Origin of the sequence: Bradyrhizobium aeschynomenes (assembly GCF_013178945.1) — a bacterium.
In the GTDB taxonomy this organism is placed as follows: domain Bacteria; phylum Pseudomonadota; class Alphaproteobacteria; order Rhizobiales; family Xanthobacteraceae; genus Bradyrhizobium; species Bradyrhizobium aeschynomenes.
The window spans coordinates 113047-133766 of record NZ_JABFDM010000009.1 but is presented as its reverse complement, the minus strand read 5'-3'; the positions used below and the strand labels follow the sequence as shown (position 1 = coordinate 133766).

The window sequence follows — 20720 nt, the reverse complement described above, 5'->3', positions numbered from 1 at the left end:
TAGTCCCATGGTCGACTTTCTGATCACCAAGCTTCATGATCCGCACTTCATGACGATGTTCTTCGCCGCCATCGCGGCGTCGGCCACCGTCTACACGCTGATCATGCCGCTGTTCGCGGGCGAGAATCTGAACAAGCGCATGAAGGCGGTCGCCAGCGAGCGCGAACGGATCAAGCAGCGTGAGCGCGAACGGCTGAATGCCGGTGAAAAGGTCTCGCTGCGACAGACACCGAAGCAGCTCGTCTCCCGCGTGGTGGAGGATTTCAACCTCACCAAATGGCTGGCCCAGGAGGCCGCCCGCGAGAAGCTCATCATGGCGGGCTACCGCGGCCAGGCGCCCTACATCACCTTCCTGTTCGCACGCCTGGTGACGCCGCTCGTGCTGTTCGTCGGCTCGGTGCTCTACGTCTTCGTGATCGCACATCTCGAGAAGTCGATGCCGGTCAAGATCGGCATCTGCGTCGGCATGGCCTATCTCGGGCTGCAGGCGCCGATGCTGTTCCTCAGCAACGCGATCTCCAAGCGCCAGCTGTCGATCAAGCGCGCGTTTCCCGACGCGCTCGACCTGCTGCTGATCTGCATCGAGTCCGGCATGTCGATCGAGGCCGCGTTCCGCCGGGTGGCGATCGAAATCTCCAGCCAGTCGATCGCGCTGTCGGAGGAGTTCACGCTGACCACGGCGGAGCTCTCCTACCTGCAGGATCGCAAGGTGGCCTATGAGAACCTCGCCCGTCGCACCGGCCTGGAAGGTGTCAAGTCGGTCTGTCTCGCGCTTCAGCAATCGGAGCGGTACGGCACTCCGCTCGGGCAATCGCTGCGCGTGATGGCGCAGGAGAACCGCGACATGCGCATGAACGAGGCCGAGAAGAAGGCCGCCGCACTGCCGCCGAAGCTGACGGTGCCGATGATCCTGTTCTTCCTGCCGGTGCTGTTCGTGGTCATTCTGGGACCGACCGGCATCAAGGTCGCGGCCATGCAGTAGCCGACGGCCCGCACGGCGAAATATCGCTTGCGGAGGCGGCGTCACTTTGAAAGCTAGGCGGAGCATGATCGAGGTCTCCGCCTGATGTCCGACACTCTCCGCCGCGCCGATGGCGCCCGCGTCCTCGCCGACCTGAACGCGCTGCGCTCCTTCGGCACCTACAAGACCGGCGTCCACCGCCCGACCTTTTCCGAGGCGCACCGGCAGTCGCTGGATTGGCTCGCCGCGCGTCTCCCCGACGCGCAGCTCACGGCCGAGATCGACGGCATCGGCAATGTGCTCGGCACCAGCACCAAGCCGGGTCCCAAGCTGCTGGCCGGCTCGCATCTGGAGAGCCAGAACTACGCTGGCTGGCTCGATGGTCCGCTCGGCGTGGTCTACGCGCTCGAAGCCGCCCGCGTGCTAAATCCCGATCCCTCCATCGTAGGTGCCGTCGAGGTCGCCTCCTGGTGCGACGAGGAGGGCCATTTCGGCGCCTTCCTCGGCAGCCGCTCCTATGTCGGCGACGTCAGCGAGGCCGACATCGATGCCGCCCGCGACCGCAGCAGCCCGCGCACGATGCGCGAGGCGCTCGCCGAGATGGGCCTCGCGGGGCGACCACGCCTGCAGGCCGAGCGGGGCCGGCACATCGGCTATCTCGAGGCTCACATCGAGCAAGGTGACACGCTCGAGCAGAGCGACCTCAAGGTCGGCGTCGTCACCTCGATCGTCGGCATCTGGCAGTACCGCATCATCTTCACCGGCGAGCAGAACCACGCCGGCACGACGCGGATGGCGGTGCGCAAGGATGCCGGGCTCGCGCTCGCCAAATTTTGCGTCGCGATCGACGCGCGCTTTCCGGCCGCCTGCGGCCCGCGCACGGTGTGGACCACCGGACGGATCACGCTCGATCCGGGCGCACCAAGCATCATTCCAGGCCAGGCCGAGATGCTGTTCCAGATCCGCGACGACGATCCCGCCGTGATCGACCGGCTCGAGGGGTTGCTGCGCGAGTTGGCGTCGCAAGCCTCAGCGGCGGGTCCCTGCCAGGTCGCCGTGGAACGCATCCGCACCGGCGCGCCGGCGATGATGGACGGCGCATTCCAGGATGCGATCGAGGCTGCGAGCAGCGCACTCGCCGGCGGCAGATCGCTGCGGATGCCGAGCGGCGCTGGGCATGACGCGCAGGTGCTGGCGACGATCATGCCTGCGGGGATGCTGTTCGTGCCGTCGATCGGCGGCATCAGCCATCACTGGACCGAGAACACCTCCGACGCCGACATCGTCACCGGCGCCGACGTCTTCGTCGACACCTGCCGCCGCCTGCTGGCAGGTGCGGCACGATGAGAAGAGCCATCAGTCCGGCTGGTTGAGGGCGGCCATCGGCGCGGCATTGCGCGCCTTGCCCTTCGCCTGGCTCTGACCCTGGATCATCTGCTTCAGATAGGCGACGTTGGCCGCGGCCTCGTCGGGCGGCAGATCGGCGCGCGCGATCTGCTCCGCTTCCGCGAAACGTCCCTGCAGGCCGACGACGAGCGCGAGGTTCTGACGCACCCGCGCGTCCGCGCGCTGCGAGCCGTAGGCCTGGCGCAGAGCCTGCTCCGCCTTGGGCAGCTCCCGCGTCAGCATGTAGGACAGGCCGAGATTGGACAGCACCGAGGGCTCGCCCGGAACGATCTTCAACGCGCTGTCGTAATAGCGCCGCGCCTCGTCGTGGCGGCCCATCTGGTCGAGCGCGGTGCCCTGCACCGACAGCAGCTTCCAGTCGGGATTGTCGGGCGAATGCGCGCGCGACAGCACGTCGAAGGCCAGCTTGAAATTGCCGTTGTCGGCGAGCGCGCGTCCATACGCCGCGAGCACCACCTTGTTGCCGGGGTTGGCGAGCGTCGCCTGCTCGAGCACGGCGACCGCCTGCTCGCGCTGGCCGTTGTTGCGCAGCGCCTGGCCATAGGCCACCGCGGCGACGGCATCCTTGGGGTTGGCGCGATAGCGCTCGCCATAGACCTCGGCCGCACGCTGCGGCGTCGCCGGCGGCGGCTCGGCGGTACGGCTGCCCAGCGAGCCCGTGACGTCGGACACGGTCTGGCACCCGCCGAGAGCGGCAGCAAGGAGCGCGGCGAGCGCCGCCGAGGCGAGGAGCCGGGTGATGGGAGGCTGTCGACGCATGATCACTGGACTCGAAAGGACGAGCGGATTGAACGCGCCAGCAATAAACTGTTAACGCTAACAGCCGGTTAATGGCGCAATGCAGCCGCCGTCGTCACTGCGTCGGCTTGCGGGCCATGCGGCTAGCGCGATTGCGGGGGCGGCCGAACTCTGCGAAGTCTTCCTGCAGCGCGCCCGTCAAGGAACCATTAGGCATGCCGTCGATCTACGAGACCGCCCCAGCGACATCCGCCATCCCGATCACCTTCGTGACGAAGTCGAGCTGGCCGGGGATCAAAGAGGACCTGTCGGCGCAAGCGCGCAACTTTGCCGAGGCCAATGCCTACAGCGCCAAGCCCGGCAGCTGCCTGATCCTTCCCGATGCGGAGGGGCGCATCGCGCAGGTGCTGTTCGGCCTCGAGGACGACGACGCCAAGCACCGCGACCTGTTCCGCCCGGGCGTCCTGCCCGGCCAGCTGCCGGCGGGCACCTACCGTTTCGCCAACGCGCCGCATGATATCAGGCTCGCCGCGCTCGCCTTCGCGCTCGGCAGCTACCGCTTCGGCCGCTACCGCAAGGCAGAGACGCCGGAGGTCCGCCTCGTTCCGCCCGACGGCGTCGATGCCGCCGAGCTGAACCGCCTGGCCGATGCGGCGGCACTGGCGCGCGATCTCGTCAACACGCCGTCAAACGACATGGGGCCGGAGGAGCTGGAGACCGCCGCGAAGCAGGTCGCCGAACGCTTCGGCGCCCGCTTCAGCAGCATCGTCGGCGATGATCTGCTGGCCCAGAACCATCCGCTCATTCATGCCGTCGGCCGCGCCTCGACGCGGGCGCCGCGGCTGATCGAGCTTCAGTGGGGCGATCCATCGCACCCCAAGGTGACCCTGGTCGGCAAGGGCGTCTGCTTCGACACGGGCGGGCTCGACCTCAAGCCGTCCAGCAGCATGCTGCTGATGAAGAAGGACATGGGCGGCGCCGCCAACGTGCTGGCGCTTGCGCAGATGGTGATGGATGCCAAGCTCAAGCTGCAGCTGCGCGTGCTGATCCCCGCGGTCGAGAACGCCGTCGCCGGCAATGCCTTCCGTCCGATGGACGTGTTTCCCTCGCGCAAGGGCCTCACCGTCGAGATCGGCAACACCGACGCCGAGGGCCGGCTGATCCTCGCCGACGCACTGGCGCTGGCCGACGAGGATACGCCCGATCTGCTGATCGACATGGGCACGCTGACCGGCGCGGCGCGTGTCGCGCTCGGCCCCGAGCTGCCGCCGTTCTACACCACTGACGAGACGCTCGCCGCCGACGTCGCGCGCTGTGCCGCGGCCGAGAACGACCCGCTGTGGCGGATGCCGCTCTGGGCGCCCTATGATTCATGGCTCGACTCCAAGGTCGCGACCCTCAACAACGCGCCCTCGGGCGGCTTCGCCGGCTCGATCACCTGCGCGCTGTTCCTGCAGCGCTTCGTCGAGCATGCCAGGAGCTGGCTGCATCTCGACATCTTCGCCTGGACGCCATCGGCCAAGCCGGGCCGCCCCGAGGGCGGCGAGTGCCAGGCCGCGCGCGCGCTCTACAAGCTCCTGAGCGAGCGCTATGGCTGATCCCCGCCTCACACCTGCCCGCGGCGACATCGCGGCAAGACATCTCCAGGGACAGGTGACCGCTGAGCGCTTCGTCGAGGGCGAGACGCTGGTCGTCACCGATCCGATCGCGCCGCTGCGCCAGCAGCCGTTTTCGAGCGCCGAGCTTGCGACACAGGGGCTGAAGGGCGAGCGTGTCACGATCTACGACCGCAATGGCGAGGGCTGGGCCTGGGGCCAGCTCGTGGCCGACGGCTATGTCGGCTGGCTGCCGGAGGCGGCTCTCGCCGCGCCCGTCGCGGCGCCGACGCACAGGATCAGCGCGCTGCGCAGCTTCGCGTTTCCCGGACCGTCGATCAAGCTGCCGCCGGTGGAGACGGTCGTGATGGGATCGACCATCGCGGTGGTCCGCGAAGAGGCGAGCTTCGTCGTGACGGCCGAAGGCTGGTTCGTGCCGAAGCAGCATGTCGCTGGCCTCGACTCTGTCGAGCCAGACTACGTCGCCATCGCCGAGCGCTTCCTCGGCACGCCCTATCTGTGGGGCGGCAAGAGCAGCCTCGGCATCGACTGCTCGGGCCTGGTGCAGGTGTCGTTAAATGCTGCGGGCGTGGAATGCCCGCGCGACAGCGACATGCAGCTCGCCGCACTGGGGCGCGCGCTCGATGATGATGAGCAGCCGCGTCGTGGCGACCTCATCTTCTGGAAGGGCCACGTCGCGATCGTGCGTGATGCCGACACCATCGTGCATGCCAACGCGTTCCACATGGCCACGCAGATCGAGCCGATCGGCGAAGCGATTGCCCGCATCAAGGCGAGCGGCAGCGACGTGTTGGCAATCAAGCGGCTGAGTTGAATCCGCTCATTGCGCTGACAAGCTCTCTCCTCCGTCATTGCGAGCGCAGCGAGGTAATCCAGAGTCCCGCCCACCACCCTGGATTGCTTCGCTACGCTCGCAATGACGCGGAGAGAGAGCAGCGCAAGAGTCCGATATACCTATCAAACAGCATGAGGACGAGCGTCCGCACTCTCGCGGCCTCACCGGCCCGAGCTCTGCGACATTCATCCGCCCTCGACGACATGAGAGGGCGCAGGGAAGGCCGGGTGCCGACCGCACCCGTGGTTGCGTGCAGCAAAGCACGCGGTAGTCACCACAGGTACGAGCCGAACATCCGGCCTTCCCTGCGCGATGGCTTTACGACTTATACGTGATCTCCCCAGGGACCGGCGTTCTTGCCCCTGTCGGCCGCGCAGCTCATCGGGCCAGCGACCTTGACGCCAGCGTCGGGGCGCCAGGACCACACGACTTCGTCGTCCGCAGGAGCAGGCGCTCGTCCAGCACCACCCTCACGGCCACCGCATCCCGCACCCGACATCCGTGACGACGCGTACGTCCCTCTCGTGGGACGGGACGCCCGATCAATGGGGCCGATTTGCCCGACAGCGCAAGTGAATTCTTTTTCTCTGAACGACTTGACGGATTATCGGAAATTCAACCCGTCGGGCAAATCAGCTCATCCTGCACGATGCTCGCAGGCCTGGCGGGATCAGGTCGATCGAGGATCGAGGCAACCGCTCTGATCGCCGTCAATGGCGCCGGATCGTTGGCCATCGACGCGATCCGGCGCATTGGCGCGGCCGAGCATGACGCCGCCGGCAACGCCGACCCCGAGCACGTAGATCCATCCCTCGTTGACGTCGAGGAGGCTGGTGCTCAGAAGCGAGCCGATGACCGACTGCACGACGACCGTCAGCCCGACCCATGCCATCCAATCGGGGCTGCGAAACAGCCTGAAATGGCTGATCCACATCGCAGCAAGCAGGATCAGTCCCACAAGCCCCCATTGCAGGCCGACCATCATGCCCGGGGCGCTCGGGCGGATCTCCGTCTGGCGCGCCCCCTGTCGGTCGGGCTGGAGCTCGAACGGCCTCCGGATCCAACCCGTGCCATGACCGAACAACGGCGCCTCGCCGATCGCCCTGACCGAAGGCGGCCAGTCGCCGGGTCCCTGTGCCGGCCCGCCACTCACATAGACGCGATGCCGAGCGGCAAGCTCGGCGATCGGCTTGCCGAGAAACGGCGCGGCCGCCCAGGCGACGCCGCCGGTGAGCGCCGCCGACAGCACGAGAATGGACGCAAGGCGCCGGCTGAAATGGCGCCCCGCGAGCACCAGCAGGAGGATCGGCAGATACAGGCATAGGGTGCGCGCAGGCACGATGAACAGATCGTGCGCCAGGAAGGCGAGGCCGAGTCCAAACCAAGTTGCCGCCATCAGCAGCCGGCGTTGCGCCAGCGCGAGCAGCGCCGGCACCAGAAGCCCCAGCGCGCATAGCGTGAATTGCAGCGTTCGGCCTTGCGTGGGTTCGCCGAGAATGGCCGCAGAGCCGATGCGCAGCCTGGTCGAGGACAGATCGGCCATCGTCCACGACGACATCATGAGCACGGCGGACGAGGCGAGAAAGCCGACGAAGACCCACGCTGCGCGCTCCGAGCGCCTGAAGTGATGAAACAGGAACGGCAGCAGCAGCAGCTTCGATACGGGATTGATCGCCTGCAAGCCGGCTTCCCAGGGGGCGTCGGACCAGAGCACGCCGACATCGGCCAGCACGAACAGCGCCAGCGGCAAGGCACAGGCCGGCAGCGCCAGGCTGCGAATGAGTTCGTCCCAATCGATGGTCGGAACGATCACGGCAAGCCAGACCAGCATCAAGGCCCCCGTCAGCGTCGTCGACCACGGCAGCGCCACCGCGGTCAGCACCACCAGCGTATCGGCCAGTCGCAGATAGCCGGGAGAGTCGACCCACGAAGCGGCGGCTGGATCCGACGGTCGGACGCTCGCCGATACACGCGATGAGCCGCCCTCGACGTCCATGACATACGCCTCCTGGAGCATACCGCACTCCCGCTGCGACCAGCGCTGACCGGACCGCCCCCGCAGCGCGCCTTCGATGACGGCAGAGGCACCAGCCGGGGGTTGAACGCCCCTCCATTACGTGGGAATTTTTCACACGTCAATAAATGTGTGGGATTGTGTCCCACAGTGGCTCCGCTTAAAATCTGGGCATGGATCCCACCGCCCGGACGCCGTCGCCGCTGACCGCGACGCAGTTGCAAGCGCCGCTGGCGCGGCTGCTGCGTCCGCTCGTGCGGCTCTGCATCCGCAGCGGGATGACGTTCCCGGCGCTGGCCCAGCTGCTGCGCGAGCTGTTCGTGAACGTCGCCGAGCACGACTTCGCGCTCGACGGCAAGCCACAGACCGACAGCCGCGTCAGCCTGCTCACCGGCATCCATCGCAAGGAGGTGGCGCGGCTGCGTGGCGCGGGCGCGCCGGTCAACGTGGTGCCCGCGACTTTGTCTCGCACCAGCGCCATCATCGCGCACTGGCTCGCCGCGCCGGAGTTCACCGACGCCAGGGGCGAGCCGCTGCCGCTGCCGCGCACCGCTGAGGGCGATGCGCCCTCCTTCGAAGCGCTGGTGGCCGCGATCACCAAGGACGTGCGGCCGCGCGCGGTGCTCGATGAATGGCTCGACCGCAAGCTCGTGAGCATCGATGCCGGCGACAACATCGTGCTGGCGGAGACCGGCTTCGTGCCGCGCGGCGACGACGACCGCAAATGGTATTATCTCGGCCGCAACCTGCATGATCACATCGCAGCCGCCGCCGACAACGTGTCCGAGGCGACGCCGCGCTTCATGGAGCGCGCCGTCCACTATGACGGGCTGTCACCGAAGCTGGCGCGGCGCCTCGAAGCGCGCTCGCGCGAGCTGGCGATGGAGGCGCTGAAGACCGCCAACCGCGAGGCCAACCGCGCGCTGGCCAAGGACAAGGGCGGCGACGCCCGCTGGAATTTCGGCGTCTACATCTATCTGGAGGAGCCGAAGGACGCCCCCGGCGAGGACGGCAAATCATGAGCCGGCCGCCGATGCTCTCGCGCAGGGCCGTGCTCACCGGCCTCTGGCTCGCCGGATCATCGGCGCTCGCCTGGGGACAGACCCGCAAGGGCAATGACCAGGGTCTCGGCGGCACCGGGATCACCGGCGGCCAGGACCAGGGCATGGGCGGCACCGGCATCGTCGGCGTGATCCAGCGCTTCGGCAGCATCTTCGTCAATGGCGAGCGCGTCAGCTACGCGCCCAACGTGCCGGTGGCGATCGATGGCGAAGCTGCGTCCGTGAAGGCGCTGAAGATCGGCCAGCTCGCCCGCGTGCTGGCGCAGCGCGACCCCGGCGGCACGCTCAGCACGGCGCGCATCGACGTCGTCAGCGAGGTGACCGGGCCGATCGAGGCGGTCAGGCCGGGCGAGCTCACCGTGCTCGGCCAGACCGTGATCTCGCCGGGCCAGCAGAGCTGGCGCAAGGTCGGCAGCCAGGTTGCGGTGTTCGGCCTGCGGCGCAGCGACGGCGTGATCGTCGCCAGCCTCGTCGACCCGCGCAGCAGCGCGCCGAGCCGGATCAGCGGCGTGGTCGTGCGCGACCGCAGCGGCCTGTCGATCGGCGGCCTGCGGCTCGCCGGCGTCGACCAGGCGCAGGTCGGCCGGCGCGTGCAGGCCGAAGGCCGCGTCGTCCAGGGCGTGATGCAGGTCGCGCAAATCAGGCCGGATGATCTGAAGGAATTCGCACGGGCCAGCCGGCTCTTGATCGAAGGCTATGTCCAGCGCGTCGGCAACGACCTGCGGTTCGGCTCCGGCTACGTCGCGCGCGACAATTCGCGCTTCCAGCCTGCGGGGGAGACCCGCGTCGTGATCAACGCCGTTCCGGACGGTGCCGGCGGACTGCGCGCCGAATCGGTGCAGGCAGTGACCCGCTTCCCCGGCGAATCCGTGCAGGGTCCGCAGGCGCCACGTGGCCAAGGGCCGATGCAGGGACCGGGCGGTCCGGGCGGCCCTGGTGGCGGCAACCCACCGGGCGGACCCGGTGCACCGAACAATTCGAGGGGACCGGGATCTCCGGGTGCGCCCGGGTTCGGCCGAGACAGCGGCATGTCCCCGCCGGGCGGCATGGGCTCACCCGGCGGCTTCGGCTCAGGCGGCGCTTCGAGCCCGCCGGGCTTCGGCGGTGCACCAGGTGGTCCTCCCCCCGGTGGCGGCAGCGGCTTCGGCGGCCAAGGCGGCTTTGGTGGGGGCGGCGGTGGTGCTGGAGGCGGTGGCGGCCGCCGCTAGGGACACGCGCGCGATGAGATGAGACGATGCCCGCTCGTCGGACAAATCACGTGACCAAGGCACGGCCCCTGCCGGACATCCTCATGCTTCCGTCTGTTGCAGCATGATCAGCCTCGTCGGCGACCTAGCTCTGGTAGATCATCAAAGCCCTGGCAGCGACCAGACGATCGACTTCAGGACACCCTGTGAGTGACATTCTGTCCGTGACGACACCAGTGAGATAGCTCGCGATCGACGCAACATCGGCACCGTCTTGAAGCATGTTGAAGACCTGGAGAGCGTAACGATCATATTCGTCCTCGGCGCCCTCGCAGCAGGACACGCCGATCGGGTCCCAATCGGACAGCAGAAGAGCTCTGATGAGATCCAGCTTGGACGGCATTGTCTCGCGGCTGCTCGGGTGCGGATGTATGCGATCTTCTATGGAGCCGCCGCCCCGTTCCCCGCCGTCTCGTTGCGGAACGCCGCCGCAAACAGCGCCCGCGTGTAGTCGGTCTTCGGCGCCTTGAACAGCTGCGCGGCGGGGCCCTCCTCCACCACCTTGCCGTGGCGCATCACGATGAGATGGCTGGCCAAGGCGGCGACGACGCGCAAATCGTGCGAGATGAACATGTAGGTCAGTTCGCGCTTGCGCTGCAGCTCGCGCAGCAGCTCGACCATCTGGGACTGGAACAGCATGTCGAGCGCAGAGGTCGGCTCGTCGAGCACGACGAAGCTCGGCTCGAGCACGACGGCACGCGCCACCGAGATGCGCTGGCGCTGGCCGCCGGAAAATTCGTGCGGATAGCGGAAGCGGGTCTGCGGATCGAGGCCGACATCGGTGAGCGCCTTGACGACCTTCGCCTCGGACTGCTCCTCCGACAGATCAGGCTGATGCACACTCAAGCCTTCGGCGATGATGTCGCCGACCGACATGCGCGGGCTGAGCGCGCCGAACGGGTCCTGAAACACGATCTGCATGTCGCGGCGGAACGGACGGACCTGCTTGAAGGTCAGCCCCTGGATCTCGCTGCCGAGGAACACGATCGGACCGTCGGAGGAGATCAGCCGCAGCAGCGCCAGCCCGAGCGTGGTCTTGCCCGAGCCGGATTCACCGACGACACCGAGCGTCTCGCCCTTGCGCACGGCGATGCTGACGCCGTCGACCGCCTTGATGTGGCCGACGGTGGAGCGGAACAGGCCGCGCTTAATCGGAAACCAGACCTTGAGATCCTTGGCCTGCATCACCACCGGCGCATCGGGCCGCGGCGGCGCCGGATCGGGCTTCGGCTCGGCCGCGAGCAGCGCCTTGGTGTAGGGATGGGACGGCGACGTGAACACCTGCTCCACCGGGCCCTGCTCGACGATCTTGCCGCCGTTCATGACGCAGACGCGGTCGGCGATGCGGCGGACGATGCCGAGATCATGGGTGATGAACAGCAGGCTCATGCCGAGCCGCGCGCGGATATCGGCGAGCAGCGCCAGGATCTGCGCCTGGACGGTGACGTCGAGCGCGGTGGTCGGCTCGTCGGCGATCAGGAGGTCCGGCTCGTTGGCGAGAGCCATCGCGATCATCACACGCTGACGCTGGCCGCCGGAGAGCTGGTGCGGATAACTGCCGAGCCGCGTCTCCGGCTCGGGGATGCCGACCTGGGTGAGCAGCTCGAGGGTGCGCGCGCGCGCGGCGCTGTTCGAGATCGACTGATGCAGTTGCAGGATCTCGCCGATCTGCCGCTCGATCGTGTGCAGCGGATTGAGCGAGGTCATCGGTTCCTGGAAGATGATCGAGATGTCGCTGCCGCGGATCTCGCGCATCTCGCCTTCCGACAGCGGCAAGAGATCGCGGCCCTTGAAGCGGATGCTGCCCGAGGGATGCGAGGCGACCGGATAAGGCAGCAGCTTCAGCACCGACAGCGCGCTGACCGACTTGCCGGAGCCGGACTCGCCGACCAGCGCAATGCATTCGCCGCGCTTGATGTCGAACGAGACACGGTCGACCGCGGTCACCATGCGGCCCTGCTGGTGGAAGGCCACCGAGAGATCCCTGACCGAGAGCAGCGGCTGGCTGATCGCATCCATGTCGCTCACCTGAAGGTCTTGCGCGGATCGAACGCGTCGCGCACGGCCTCGCCGATGAAGATCAGCAGCGACAGCATGATCGCGACCGAGAAGAAGCCGGTGAGGCCGAGCCACGGCGCCTGCACGTTGGACTTGGCCTGCGACAGCATCTCGCCCAGCGACGGCGAGCCGGGCGGCAGGCCGAAGCCGAGGAAGTCGAGCGCGGTCAGGGTCATCACCGAGCTCGACACGATGAAGGGCAGGAAGGTCATGGTCGCGACCATCGCGTTGGGCAACAGATGCCGCCACATGATGACGACGTTGGAGACGCCGAGCGCACGCGCCGCCTGGATATACTCGAAATTGCGGCCGCGCAGGAATTCGGCACGGACCAGCCCGACCAGCGACACCCAGGAGAACAGCAGCATGATCCCGAGCAGCGTGAAGAAGCCGGGCACCAGCACCGCCGACAGGATCAGGAGCAGATAGAGATAGGGGATCGCGTTCCAGATCTCGATGAAGCGCTGGAACAGGAGATCGACCCAGCCGCCGAAATAGCCCTGCACGCCGCCGGCGGCGATGCCGATGATCGAGGAGAAGAACGTCAGCGACAGGCCGAACAGCACGGAGATGCGGAAGCCGTAGATCAGGCGCGCCACCACGTCGCGGCCCTGATCATCGGTGCCGAGCCAGTTGTATTCGAGATCGCGGCAGCTCTTGAGCCCCTTCTTCTCGACCACCGCCTTGCACTGCGATTCCTTCAGCATCCAGGTCGGCGGCGACGGCGCCGGCGTCGGCAGATCGAGATTGTGGGTGGCGTAGGAATAGCGGATCAGCGGCCAGATCACGGTGCCGCCCTTGTCGGCGATCAGCTTCTGCAGATAGGGATCGCGATAGTCGGCCGCGGTCTCGAAGTCGCCGCCGAACGCGGTCTCCGGATAGGAGACGAAGGCCGGCCAATACAGATGGCCGTCGAACTTGATCAGGAACGGCCGATCGTTGGCAATCAGCTCGGCGAACAGGGAGACGATGAACAGAAACAGAAAGATCCACAGCGACCAGTAGCCGCGGCGATTGGCCTTGAAGTTCTGCCAGCGGCGCTGATTGAGCGGCGACGGGCGGAAGCGATGCCGGGTCGGCGGCACGGCCTCGCCGAGTGGTGCCTGCGTGGTGGTCTCGACCGGGGGAGTGGCTGTGAGCGTCATCAGACCTCCCGCGCCTCGAAATCGATCCGCGGATCGATCCACATGTAGGTGAGGTCGGAGATCAGATTGACCACGAGACCCAGCAGCGAAAAGATGAAGAGATTGCCGAACACGACGGGATAGTCACGATTGAGGATGCTCTCGAACGAGAGCAGGCCCAGGCCGTCGAGCGAGAAGATGGTCTCGATCAGCAGCGATCCCGAGAAGAAGGCGTGGATGAAGGTGCCCGGAAAGCCCGCGATGACGATCAGCATGGCGTTGCGGAACACATGGCCATACAGCACCTGGCGCTCGCTGCAGCCCTTGGCACGCGCGGTCATCACGTATTGCTTGCGGATCTCGTCGAGGAACGAGTTCTTCGTCAGCAGCGTCATCGTCGCGAAGGCTCCGAGCGCCATGGACAGCAGCGGCAATGTGAGGTGCCAGAAATAGTCGAGAATCTTCCAGTACCACGGGAAGTCGGACCAGCCGTCAGAGGTCAGCCCGCGCAGCGGGAAGAGATTGAGGAACGAGCCTCCGGCGAACAGGATGATGAGCAGGATCGCGAACAGGAAGCCGGGAATGGCATAGCCGACGATGATCACGGCCGAGGTCCAGACGTCGAAGCGCGAACCGTCCTGAACGGCCTTGCGGATGCCGAGCGGAATCGAGATCAGATAGGTCAGCAGGGTCATCCACAGACCGAGCGATATCGACACCGGCAGCTTCTCCTTGATCAGCTGCAGCACGCTGGTGTCGCGGAAATAGCTCTTGCCGAAGTCGAAGCGCGCGAAGTTCCAGACCATCAGCGCGAAGCGCTCCGGCGCCGGCTTGTCGAAGCCGAACTGCTTCTCGAGCTGCTTGACGAAGGCCGGATCGAGCCCCTGGGCGCCGCGGTATTTGGAGTTGGTGTCGCCGCCCGCACCGACCTGCCCCGGCGGCCGCGCGCCGAAATCGGAGCCGCTGCCGCCGGAGATGCGCGAGGTGCCGCCGGTGTCCGCGCCGGTCAGCTGCGCGATGACGCGCTCGACCGGCCCGCCCGGCGCGAACTGCACCACGACGAAGGAGATGAAGAGGATCCCGAGCAGGGTCGGGAGCATCAGAAGCATGCGGCGGAGGATATAGGCAGCCATGAACTACTTCGCCTGCTCCAGCTTTGCGGCCTTGGCGGCATCGTACCACCAGATGTCCGGGGCGCCGACGCCGGAGGCATATTTCGGCGGCTTCGGCGGGTGGCTGAACTGATCCCAATAGGCGATCGGATGGGTCTGCCGATACCACTGGGGAATCCAGTAATGTCCGGCGCGGAACACGCGGTCGAGCGCCCGGCAGGCGAGCGTCAGATCGGTGCGGGTCTCCGCGGCGATCGCCTTGGCCACCAGCGCGTCGACAGCGGGATTGCTGATCCCGGCCAGATTGTACGAGCCCTTGGTCTTGGCGGTGTCCGAGGTGAAGTAAGCCCTGAGGCCGTCGCCCGGCGTCGGCGACATCGACAGCCGCTGCACCGTGATGTCGAAGTCGAAATCCTCGACCCGCGCGCGATACTGCACGGCATCGACGATGCGCAGATCGGCATCGATGCCGAGCGTCTGCAGGTTCTTGATCAGGGTGCCGTGATGCGGCTTGAACGAGACCTCGTCGATCAGGAACTCGATCGCGAAAACCTCGCCCGACGGCAGCAGGCGCTTGCCGTCCTTCACCGGCAGGCCGGCCTGCTGCAGCAACTGCGTCGCCTTGCGGAGCAGCGCGCGATCCTGGCCCGAGCCGTCCGAGGCCGGCGGCACGAAGGGGTCGCCAAAGACGTCGTCGGGCACCTGGCCGCGGAACGGCTCGAGCAGCTTCAGCTCCTCCGGCGACGGCGGACCGACCGCGACCATGTCCGAGTTCTGGAACGGCGACACCGTGCGCGCATAGGCGCCGTACATGATGGTCTTGTTGGTCCACTCGAAGTCGAAGGCGTAGGTCAGCGCCTGGCGGACGCGCGGGTCCTTGAATTTCTCGCGGCGCGTGTTGATGAACCAGCCCTGCCCGCCCGACGGCGTCTCGTCCGGCAACAGCTCGCGCTTGACGCGGCCGTCCTTGATCGCGGGGAAGTCGTAGCGCGTCGCCCAGATGCGCGAGGTGAACTCCTCGCGATACAGATAGCTCTTGGCGGTGAAGCCCTCGAAGGCGACGTCGCGGTCACGATAGAACTCGTAGCGGACGATGTCGAAATTGTAGAGGCCGCGGCTGACCGGCAGGTCGGCCGCCCACCAGTCCTTGACGCGGTCAAACTCGACGTAGCGGTTGATCTCGTATCTGCCGACCTTGTACGGCCCCGAGCCGAGCGGAACGTCGAGCGGGTTCTCGTCGAAGGCGCGGTTGGCGTACCAGGCCTTGGAGAAGATCGGCAGGGTCACGACGTAGAGCGGCACGTCGCGCGCGCGCTTCTCGACGAAGCTCACCACGACGGTCGCGTCATCGAGCGCCTCGGCCTTCACGAAGTCGCGCAGCTGCACGATGATGAGCGGATGGCCCTTCTCCTTCAGCGTATTGAGCGAGAAGGCAACGTCATGAGCGGTGATCTTCGAGCCGTCGTGGAAGCGCGCTTCGGGCCGCAGGGTGAAGCGATAGGTCAGCTTGTCGGCGGAGATCGCGACCGACTTGGCGACCAGGCCGTAGACCGCATCCGGCTCGTCGCTCGCGCGCACCATCAGCGATGCGAACGTCATGTCCATGCCCTGCGCGCCCTCACCCTTGAGGACATAGGCGTTGAACGAGTTGAACGTCTGGTAGGACTGGTTGTAGGCGCGGGTCGACGGGATCAGCGAGAACAGCCCGCCCTTCGGCGCGTCCGGATTGACGTAGTCGAACTGGCGGAAGTCGGCCGGATATTTGAGATCGCCGAACGCCGACATGCCGTGGGATTCGGCGCCGAACTCCGCGGCCATGGCCGGCCGCAGGGCGACGGCGCTCGCCGCGCCGAGCCCAAGCCCGAGCACGCCGCGGCGCGACAGATGCGAGAACGTGCTCAAGACCGCTTCACCTTCGCAGCCTTGTCGGCGTCGTACCACCACAGCGACGGCCAGCCGGTGCTGGCATATTTCGGGAACGGCTCGAAATGGCTGAAGCGGTCCCAGCGCGCGCTGCGGGCGAACGGATAGGTGAACTGCGGCACGACGTAGAAATTCCACAGCAGCACCCGGTCCAGCGCGTGCGTGGCCGCTTCCAGCGTGGCGCGATCCCTCGCGAAGATGATCTTCTCGATCAGCTCGTCGATCGCCGGGTTCTTGATGCCGGCCGTGTTCTTCGAGCCCTGCTCGTCTGCGGCCTTGGAGCCCCAGAAATCGCGCTGCTCGTTGCCGGGCGACAGCGACTGTCCCCAGACATCGGTGATCATGTCGTAGTCGAAGGTGCGCACCCGCTGCTCATACTGGACGTTGTCGACCTGGCGCACCGTGACGGTGACGCCGAGCCGCTCCAGCGACGGCTTGTAGAACAGGACAATGCGCTCGGACGACGGGTCCTGGACCATCAGCTCGATCGCAACCGGCTTGCCGGCCGGGTCGACCAGCTTGCGGTCCTTGATCTCGTAGCCGGCCTCCTTCAACAGCTTGGTGGCCTCGCGCAGATTGGCGCGGACGTTCTCGGGATTGCCGCCGACCGGATTCTGGTAGACCGTGGTGAACACCTCCGGCGGAACCTTGTCGCGCATGCCCTCGAGGATCTGCAGCTCCAGGCCCTGCGGCAGGCCGGAGCTGGCGAGCTCGGTGCCTTCGAAATAGCTGTTGATCCGCTTGTAGATGCCGAAGAACAGCTGCTTGTTCATCTCCTCGAAGTCGAAGGCGTAGTTGAAGGCGCGCCGCAGCCGCGCGTCCTGGAATTGCGGCCGGCGCAGGTTGAACACGAAGGCCTGCATGCGGCCGGAATCGCGGATCGGAAACTCGTGCTTGATGACCCGCTTGTCGGCAATCGCCGGGAACTCGTAGGCCGTCGCCCATTGCTTGGCCGAATTCTCGTTGATCCAGTCGGCCTGATCGGCCTTGAAGGCTTCGAGCGCGACGAGATTGTCGCGGAAATACTCGAACTGCAGCTCGTCGAAATTGTTCTGGCCGATCCGCACCGGCAGGTTGGCGCCCCAATAATCCTTGACGCGCTCGACCTTGATCGAGCGGCCGGGCACGAACTCCTTGATGCGATAGGGGCTCGAGCCGAGCGGCGGCTCCAGGCTCGTCGCCGTGACGTCGCGCTTGCGGCCCTGCGCGTCGGTGCCCTCCCACCAATGCTTCGGCAGCACGAGCAATTCGCCGACGATGTGCGGCAGCTCGCGGTTGCCCGGCCCGTCGAAGCTGAACTTGATCTCCTGGTCGCCGATCTTCTCCGCCTTCACGACATGCCGGTAGTAGGAGCCGTAGAACGGACTGTTCTTCTTGAGCACGTCGAGCGAGAAGATGACGTCCTCGGGGGTGACCGGCTTGCCGTCGTGCCAGCGCGCCTCCTTGCGCAGGCGATAGACCACCCAGGAGTAGTCGTCCGGATAGGCGGCCGCCTCGGCCAGCAGGCCGTATTCGGTCGAGACCTCGTCCTGCGCCCGCGACATCAGCGACTCGTAGACGGTCATCGCGGCCGCGGCGATGTTGCCCTTCACATACATCACGACGATGTTGAAGTTGTCGAACGTCCCGAGCGAGATCATCCGGGCGGTGCCGCCCTTCGGCGCGTCCGGATTGACGTAGTCGAACCGCTTGAAGTCGGCCGGATATTTCAACTCGCCGAACAGCGACAGGCCGTGGCGCCAGACCAATTGCTCGCCGGTCTGCGCCTGCGCGGCATCGAGAGGCGCGAGGCTGGCGGCGGTGCCGAGCGCCGGGGTCATCGCAGCGAGGACGCTGCTCTGCAGGAGCTGTCGTCGGGTAATCGTCAAATGAGACTTCCTCTGAATAAGACCGCTCGAAAGCGCCTGGCCGGCGCCGGCCATCGACGCTTCCTGATCCAACGTTTGATCGTAACCCAATCCGGACGGGACAGGTTGCACCGGCCGAAGCAGGGCGCTCCGGACCTTCCGAACCCGTTCCATTCAGGGACCAATATACGGCAAGGTTTCGACGGATAACCTTGCTTTTTCCTCATGATACCGGGTTGTGAACGACCGGCATGCGACCAAAGGTCCCAAATGCGGCGAAATTCGCTTCCCCCATAAGCAAAACGGCCGGGCGAGGCCCGGCCGTGTGCAATGCGAGATTAAGTCGCGGGTTACTTGGCTGCGGTCGGCAGCGGCGCCGGGCTGTCGGCCAGCGAGTTCAGATAGGCCAGCACGTCGGCACGCTCCGAGTCCTTCTGGATGCCGGCGAAGCCCATCGCGGTGCCCGGGATGTAGCCCTTGGGATTGGCGATGAACTGGTTCAGCGCATCGATCGTCCAAGTGCCGCCCTTGGCCTTGATCGCCGCGGAGAAATTGAAGCCGCGGCCTTCGCCGATGTGGTCGCCGACGATGCCATAGAGGTTGGGACCGACGCCATTCTTGCCGCCCTTGTCGAAGGTGTGGCAGGCGGCGCACTTCTTGGCGGCGGCAGCGCCCTTCTCGACCGACGCGGTCTGCAACAGCTTCTCGATCGGCTCGGCGGCAGCCGGCGCAGCGGCACCCTTGGCCGCGCCCTCGGCTTCCTTCACGGCGATCTCGAAGCCCGGCTTCTCCGGCATTTTCGGCGCGAACAGCGCGCTGGCGGAGAAGCTCGTGACCAGCACGACCAGACAGGCGGCCAGCACGGCGCCGAGGATTTTGTTAAGTTCGAAGGAGTCCATTTTGGAATCAGGCTCCGAGGGCGGATTTCATGGCTTGGAGGCCGCGGGGCCGCGGCCGTGAATCGCCTCAGGATTTCGTGAAGGCATCGAGCGGAATCGAGCCGTCGCGCCTCCCCCTGCGGCAGAAGTGAGATATCGGTTTGCCCGTGCTCTGGCAACCCGTATAAGCGGGCCGTTTTTGCTGTCCCCCATCATGTCCGGACGCGCTGTTGCGACCGGCTCCGAGCTATCGTTCCCCGGATGACCCGCTCCAAGATCCTCGTGCTGATCCCGGCCCGCATGGCCTCGACCCGGCTGCCCGGCAAGCCGCTGCTCGACATCGCGGGCGTGCCGATGATCGTGCAGGTGCTGCGCCGTGCCCAGGAGGCAGCGATCGGCCGCGTGGCCGTGGCCACCGATACGCCGGAGATCGCCGCGGCCGTGACGGCGGCGGGCGGCGAGGTGGTCATGACCAAGCCCGATCATCCCTCCGGGTCGGACCGCATCTACGAGGCGATGTGCAAGCTCGACCCGGCCGGCGAGGCGGAGATCGTGGTCAACCTGCAGGGCGACTTTCCCACCATCGATCCCCAGAGCATCAGTGACGTGCTGCCGCCGCTTGCGGACCCCGCCGTCGACATCGCCACCTTGGCGGCCGAAATTCACACCGAGGAAGAGAGCCTGAACCCCAACGTGGTCAAGGCCGTCGGCTCGCCGCTGTCAGGGCGGCGCATGCGCGCGCTGTACTTCACCCGGGCCACGGCGCCGCATGGCGACGGACCGCGTTACCACCACATCGGCCTCTACGCCTATCGCCGCGCGGCGCTCGAGCGCTTCGTCAGCCTGCCCCCGTCGCCGCTGGAACAGCAGGAGAAGCTGGAACAGCTCCGCGCGCTCGAGGCCGGCATGCGCATCGACGTGATGGTCGTCGATGCCGTCCCCCGCGGTGTCGACACGCCGGCCGATCTCGAAACCGCGCGCCGGCTGCTGTCACAGACCTAAGCTGCTACAAGGCCCCACATGAGCAAGATCTTGAAAATCGCATTCCAGGGCGAGCCGGGAGCCAATTCCCACATCGCCATATCCGAGGCCTATCCGACCGCCGAGGCCATGCCCTGCCCGACCTTCGAGGACGCGCTGGCCGCGATCTCCTCCGGCGAGGCCGATCTCGGCATGATCCCGATCGAGAACTCGGTGGCGGGGCGCGTCGCCGACATCCACCATCTGCTGCCGGGCTCCGGCCTGTACATCATCGGCGAGTGGTTTCTGCCGATCCGCCACCAGCTGATGGCGCTGAAGGGTACCAAGCTCGCCGACATCAAGACCGTCGAGAGCCACGTCCATGCGCTCGGCCAGTGCCGCCGCATCATCCGCCAGCTCGGCGTCCGCCCGATCGTCGCCGGCGACACTGCCGGCAGCGCGCGCGACGTGTCGCAGCGGGGCGACAAGAGCGTTGCCGCGATCGCCTCGCGGCTTGCCGCAGACATCTATGGCCTCGACATTCTGGCCGAGGACATCGAGGACGAAGCCCACAACACCACCCGCTTCGTCGTGCTCGCCCGGGAGCCGCAATGGGCCGAGCAGAATTCAGGGCCGCTGGTGACGAGCTTCGTGTTCCGCGTCCGCAACCTGCCGGCCGCGCTGTACAAGGCGCTCGGCGGCTTCGCCACCAACGGCGTCAACATGACCAAGCTCGAAAGCTACATGGTCGACGGCAATTTCTTCGCCACGCAATTCTATGCCGACGTCGACGGCCATCCCGAGGACAAGGGCCTCGCGTTCGCGCTGGAGGAGCTGAAGTTCTTCTCGCGCGAGCTGCGCATCGTCGGCGTCTATCCGGCGCATCCGTTCCGCGCGACGTTCAGCGAGCGCCTGGAAAGCTAATTTGTTACGCCGTCA

The 20720-nt window shown here is 66.6% G+C and carries 17 protein-coding genes; 8 read left to right on the top strand and 9 right to left on the bottom strand.

Annotated elements, in window-relative coordinates; translation table 11 throughout:
• Nucleotides 1-7 precede the first annotated feature (7 nt).
• A complete protein-coding gene (locus HL666_RS24465) occupies nt 8-982 on the top strand; it encodes a type II secretion system F family protein (protein WP_172110093.1) in 975 nt (324 codons plus the stop codon).
• Between the two features lie 84 nt (nt 983-1066).
• Nucleotides 1067-2308 (top strand): Zn-dependent hydrolase, encoded by a 1242-nt coding sequence (locus HL666_RS24460; RefSeq protein WP_172184076.1) that lies wholly within the window; start codon nt 1067-1069, stop codon nt 2306-2308.
• Between the two features lie 9 nt (nt 2309-2317).
• On the opposite strand, the gene HL666_RS24455 is transcribed toward HL666_RS24460, so the two are convergent.
• Nucleotides 2318-3127, bottom strand: a complete 810-nt coding sequence (locus tag HL666_RS24455; protein WP_172110095.1) for a tetratricopeptide repeat protein — start codon at nt 3125-3127, stop codon at nt 2318-2320.
• A gap of 194 nt (nt 3128-3321) precedes the next feature.
• On the opposite strand from HL666_RS24455, the gene HL666_RS24450 reads away from it, so the two are divergent.
• Entirely contained in the window at nt 3322-4704 is a 1383-nt protein-coding gene (locus tag HL666_RS24450; protein WP_172184074.1) for a leucyl aminopeptidase family protein, read from the top strand.
• Nucleotides 4697-5536 carry a C40 family peptidase gene (locus HL666_RS24445; RefSeq protein ID WP_172184073.1) on the top strand — a complete coding sequence of 280 codons (840 nt, stop codon included), beginning with the start codon at nt 4697-4699 and terminating at the stop codon, nt 5534-5536. The genes HL666_RS24450 and HL666_RS24445 overlap by 8 nt, the downstream gene beginning before the upstream one ends.
• Before the next feature lie 691 nt (nt 5537-6227).
• Here HL666_RS24445 and HL666_RS24440 read toward each other — a convergent pair.
• Entirely contained in the window at nt 6228-7574 is a 1347-nt protein-coding gene (locus tag HL666_RS24440) for an O-antigen ligase domain-containing protein (protein WP_172184071.1), read from the bottom strand.
• Nucleotides 7575-7744: 170 nt separating this feature from the next.
• On the opposite strand from HL666_RS24440, the gene HL666_RS24435 reads away from it, so the two are divergent.
• Both HL666_RS24435 and HL666_RS24430 read left to right on the top strand, forming a co-directional pair.
• Nucleotides 7745-8593, top strand: a complete 849-nt coding sequence (locus tag HL666_RS24435; RefSeq protein WP_172110099.1) for a DUF6502 family protein — start codon at nt 7745-7747, stop codon at nt 8591-8593.
• The gene (locus HL666_RS24430; protein ID WP_172184069.1) at nt 8590-9840 is read left to right on the top strand and encodes a DUF5666 domain-containing protein; all 1251 of its coding nucleotides are present in this window, start codon (nt 8590-8592) and stop codon (nt 9838-9840) included. The genes HL666_RS24435 and HL666_RS24430 overlap by 4 nt, the downstream gene beginning before the upstream one ends.
• 124 nt (nt 9841-9964) lie before the next feature.
• Here HL666_RS24430 and HL666_RS24425 read toward each other — a convergent pair whose 3' ends face one another.
• From HL666_RS24425 to HL666_RS24395, 7 genes are all read right to left on the bottom strand, one after another.
• A complete protein-coding gene (locus tag HL666_RS24425; protein ID WP_172184067.1) occupies nt 9965-10222 on the bottom strand; it encodes a hypothetical protein in 258 nt (85 codons plus the stop codon).
• A gap of 38 nt (nt 10223-10260) precedes the next feature.
• Nucleotides 10261-11898, bottom strand: coding sequence for an ABC transporter ATP-binding protein (locus HL666_RS24420; protein ID WP_172184065.1), 1638 nt, complete (start codon nt 11896-11898; stop codon nt 10261-10263).
• Nucleotides 11899-11903: 5 nt separating this feature from the next.
• On the bottom strand, nt 11904-13082 hold the full coding sequence (locus tag HL666_RS24415) for an ABC transporter permease (protein WP_172184063.1): 1179 nt from the start codon (nt 13080-13082) through the stop codon (nt 11904-11906).
• Nucleotides 13082-14194: a microcin C ABC transporter permease YejB gene (locus HL666_RS24410; protein ID WP_172110103.1), complete on the bottom strand. Its 1113-nt coding sequence runs from the start codon at nt 14192-14194 to the stop codon at nt 13082-13084. The genes HL666_RS24415 and HL666_RS24410 overlap by 1 nt, the downstream gene beginning before the upstream one ends.
• Before the next feature lie 3 nt (nt 14195-14197).
• A complete protein-coding gene (locus HL666_RS24405) occupies nt 14198-16075 on the bottom strand; it encodes an extracellular solute-binding protein (RefSeq protein ID WP_210262097.1) in 1878 nt (625 codons plus the stop codon).
• Nucleotides 16072-17916: an extracellular solute-binding protein gene (locus HL666_RS24400; RefSeq protein ID WP_172184163.1), complete on the bottom strand. Its 1845-nt coding sequence runs from the start codon at nt 17914-17916 to the stop codon at nt 16072-16074. The genes HL666_RS24405 and HL666_RS24400 overlap by 4 nt, the downstream gene beginning before the upstream one ends.
• Nucleotides 17917-18293: 377 nt before the next feature.
• Nucleotides 18294-18842, bottom strand: a complete 549-nt coding sequence (locus HL666_RS24395) for a c-type cytochrome (protein WP_172110104.1) — start codon at nt 18840-18842, stop codon at nt 18294-18296.
• 240 nt (nt 18843-19082) lie between these two features.
• Here HL666_RS24395 and HL666_RS24390 point away from each other — a divergent pair, with 240 nt between their 5' ends.
• Both HL666_RS24390 and HL666_RS24385 read left to right on the top strand, forming a co-directional pair.
• The gene (locus HL666_RS24390) at nt 19083-19823 is read left to right on the top strand and encodes a 3-deoxy-manno-octulosonate cytidylyltransferase (RefSeq protein ID WP_172110105.1); all 741 of its coding nucleotides are present in this window, start codon (nt 19083-19085) and stop codon (nt 19821-19823) included.
• An 18-nt stretch (nt 19824-19841) separates the two neighbouring features.
• Nucleotides 19842-20705 (top strand): prephenate dehydratase, encoded by an 864-nt coding sequence (locus HL666_RS24385; protein ID WP_172110106.1) that lies wholly within the window; start codon nt 19842-19844, stop codon nt 20703-20705.
• Nucleotides 20706-20720: the final 15 nt, after the last annotated feature.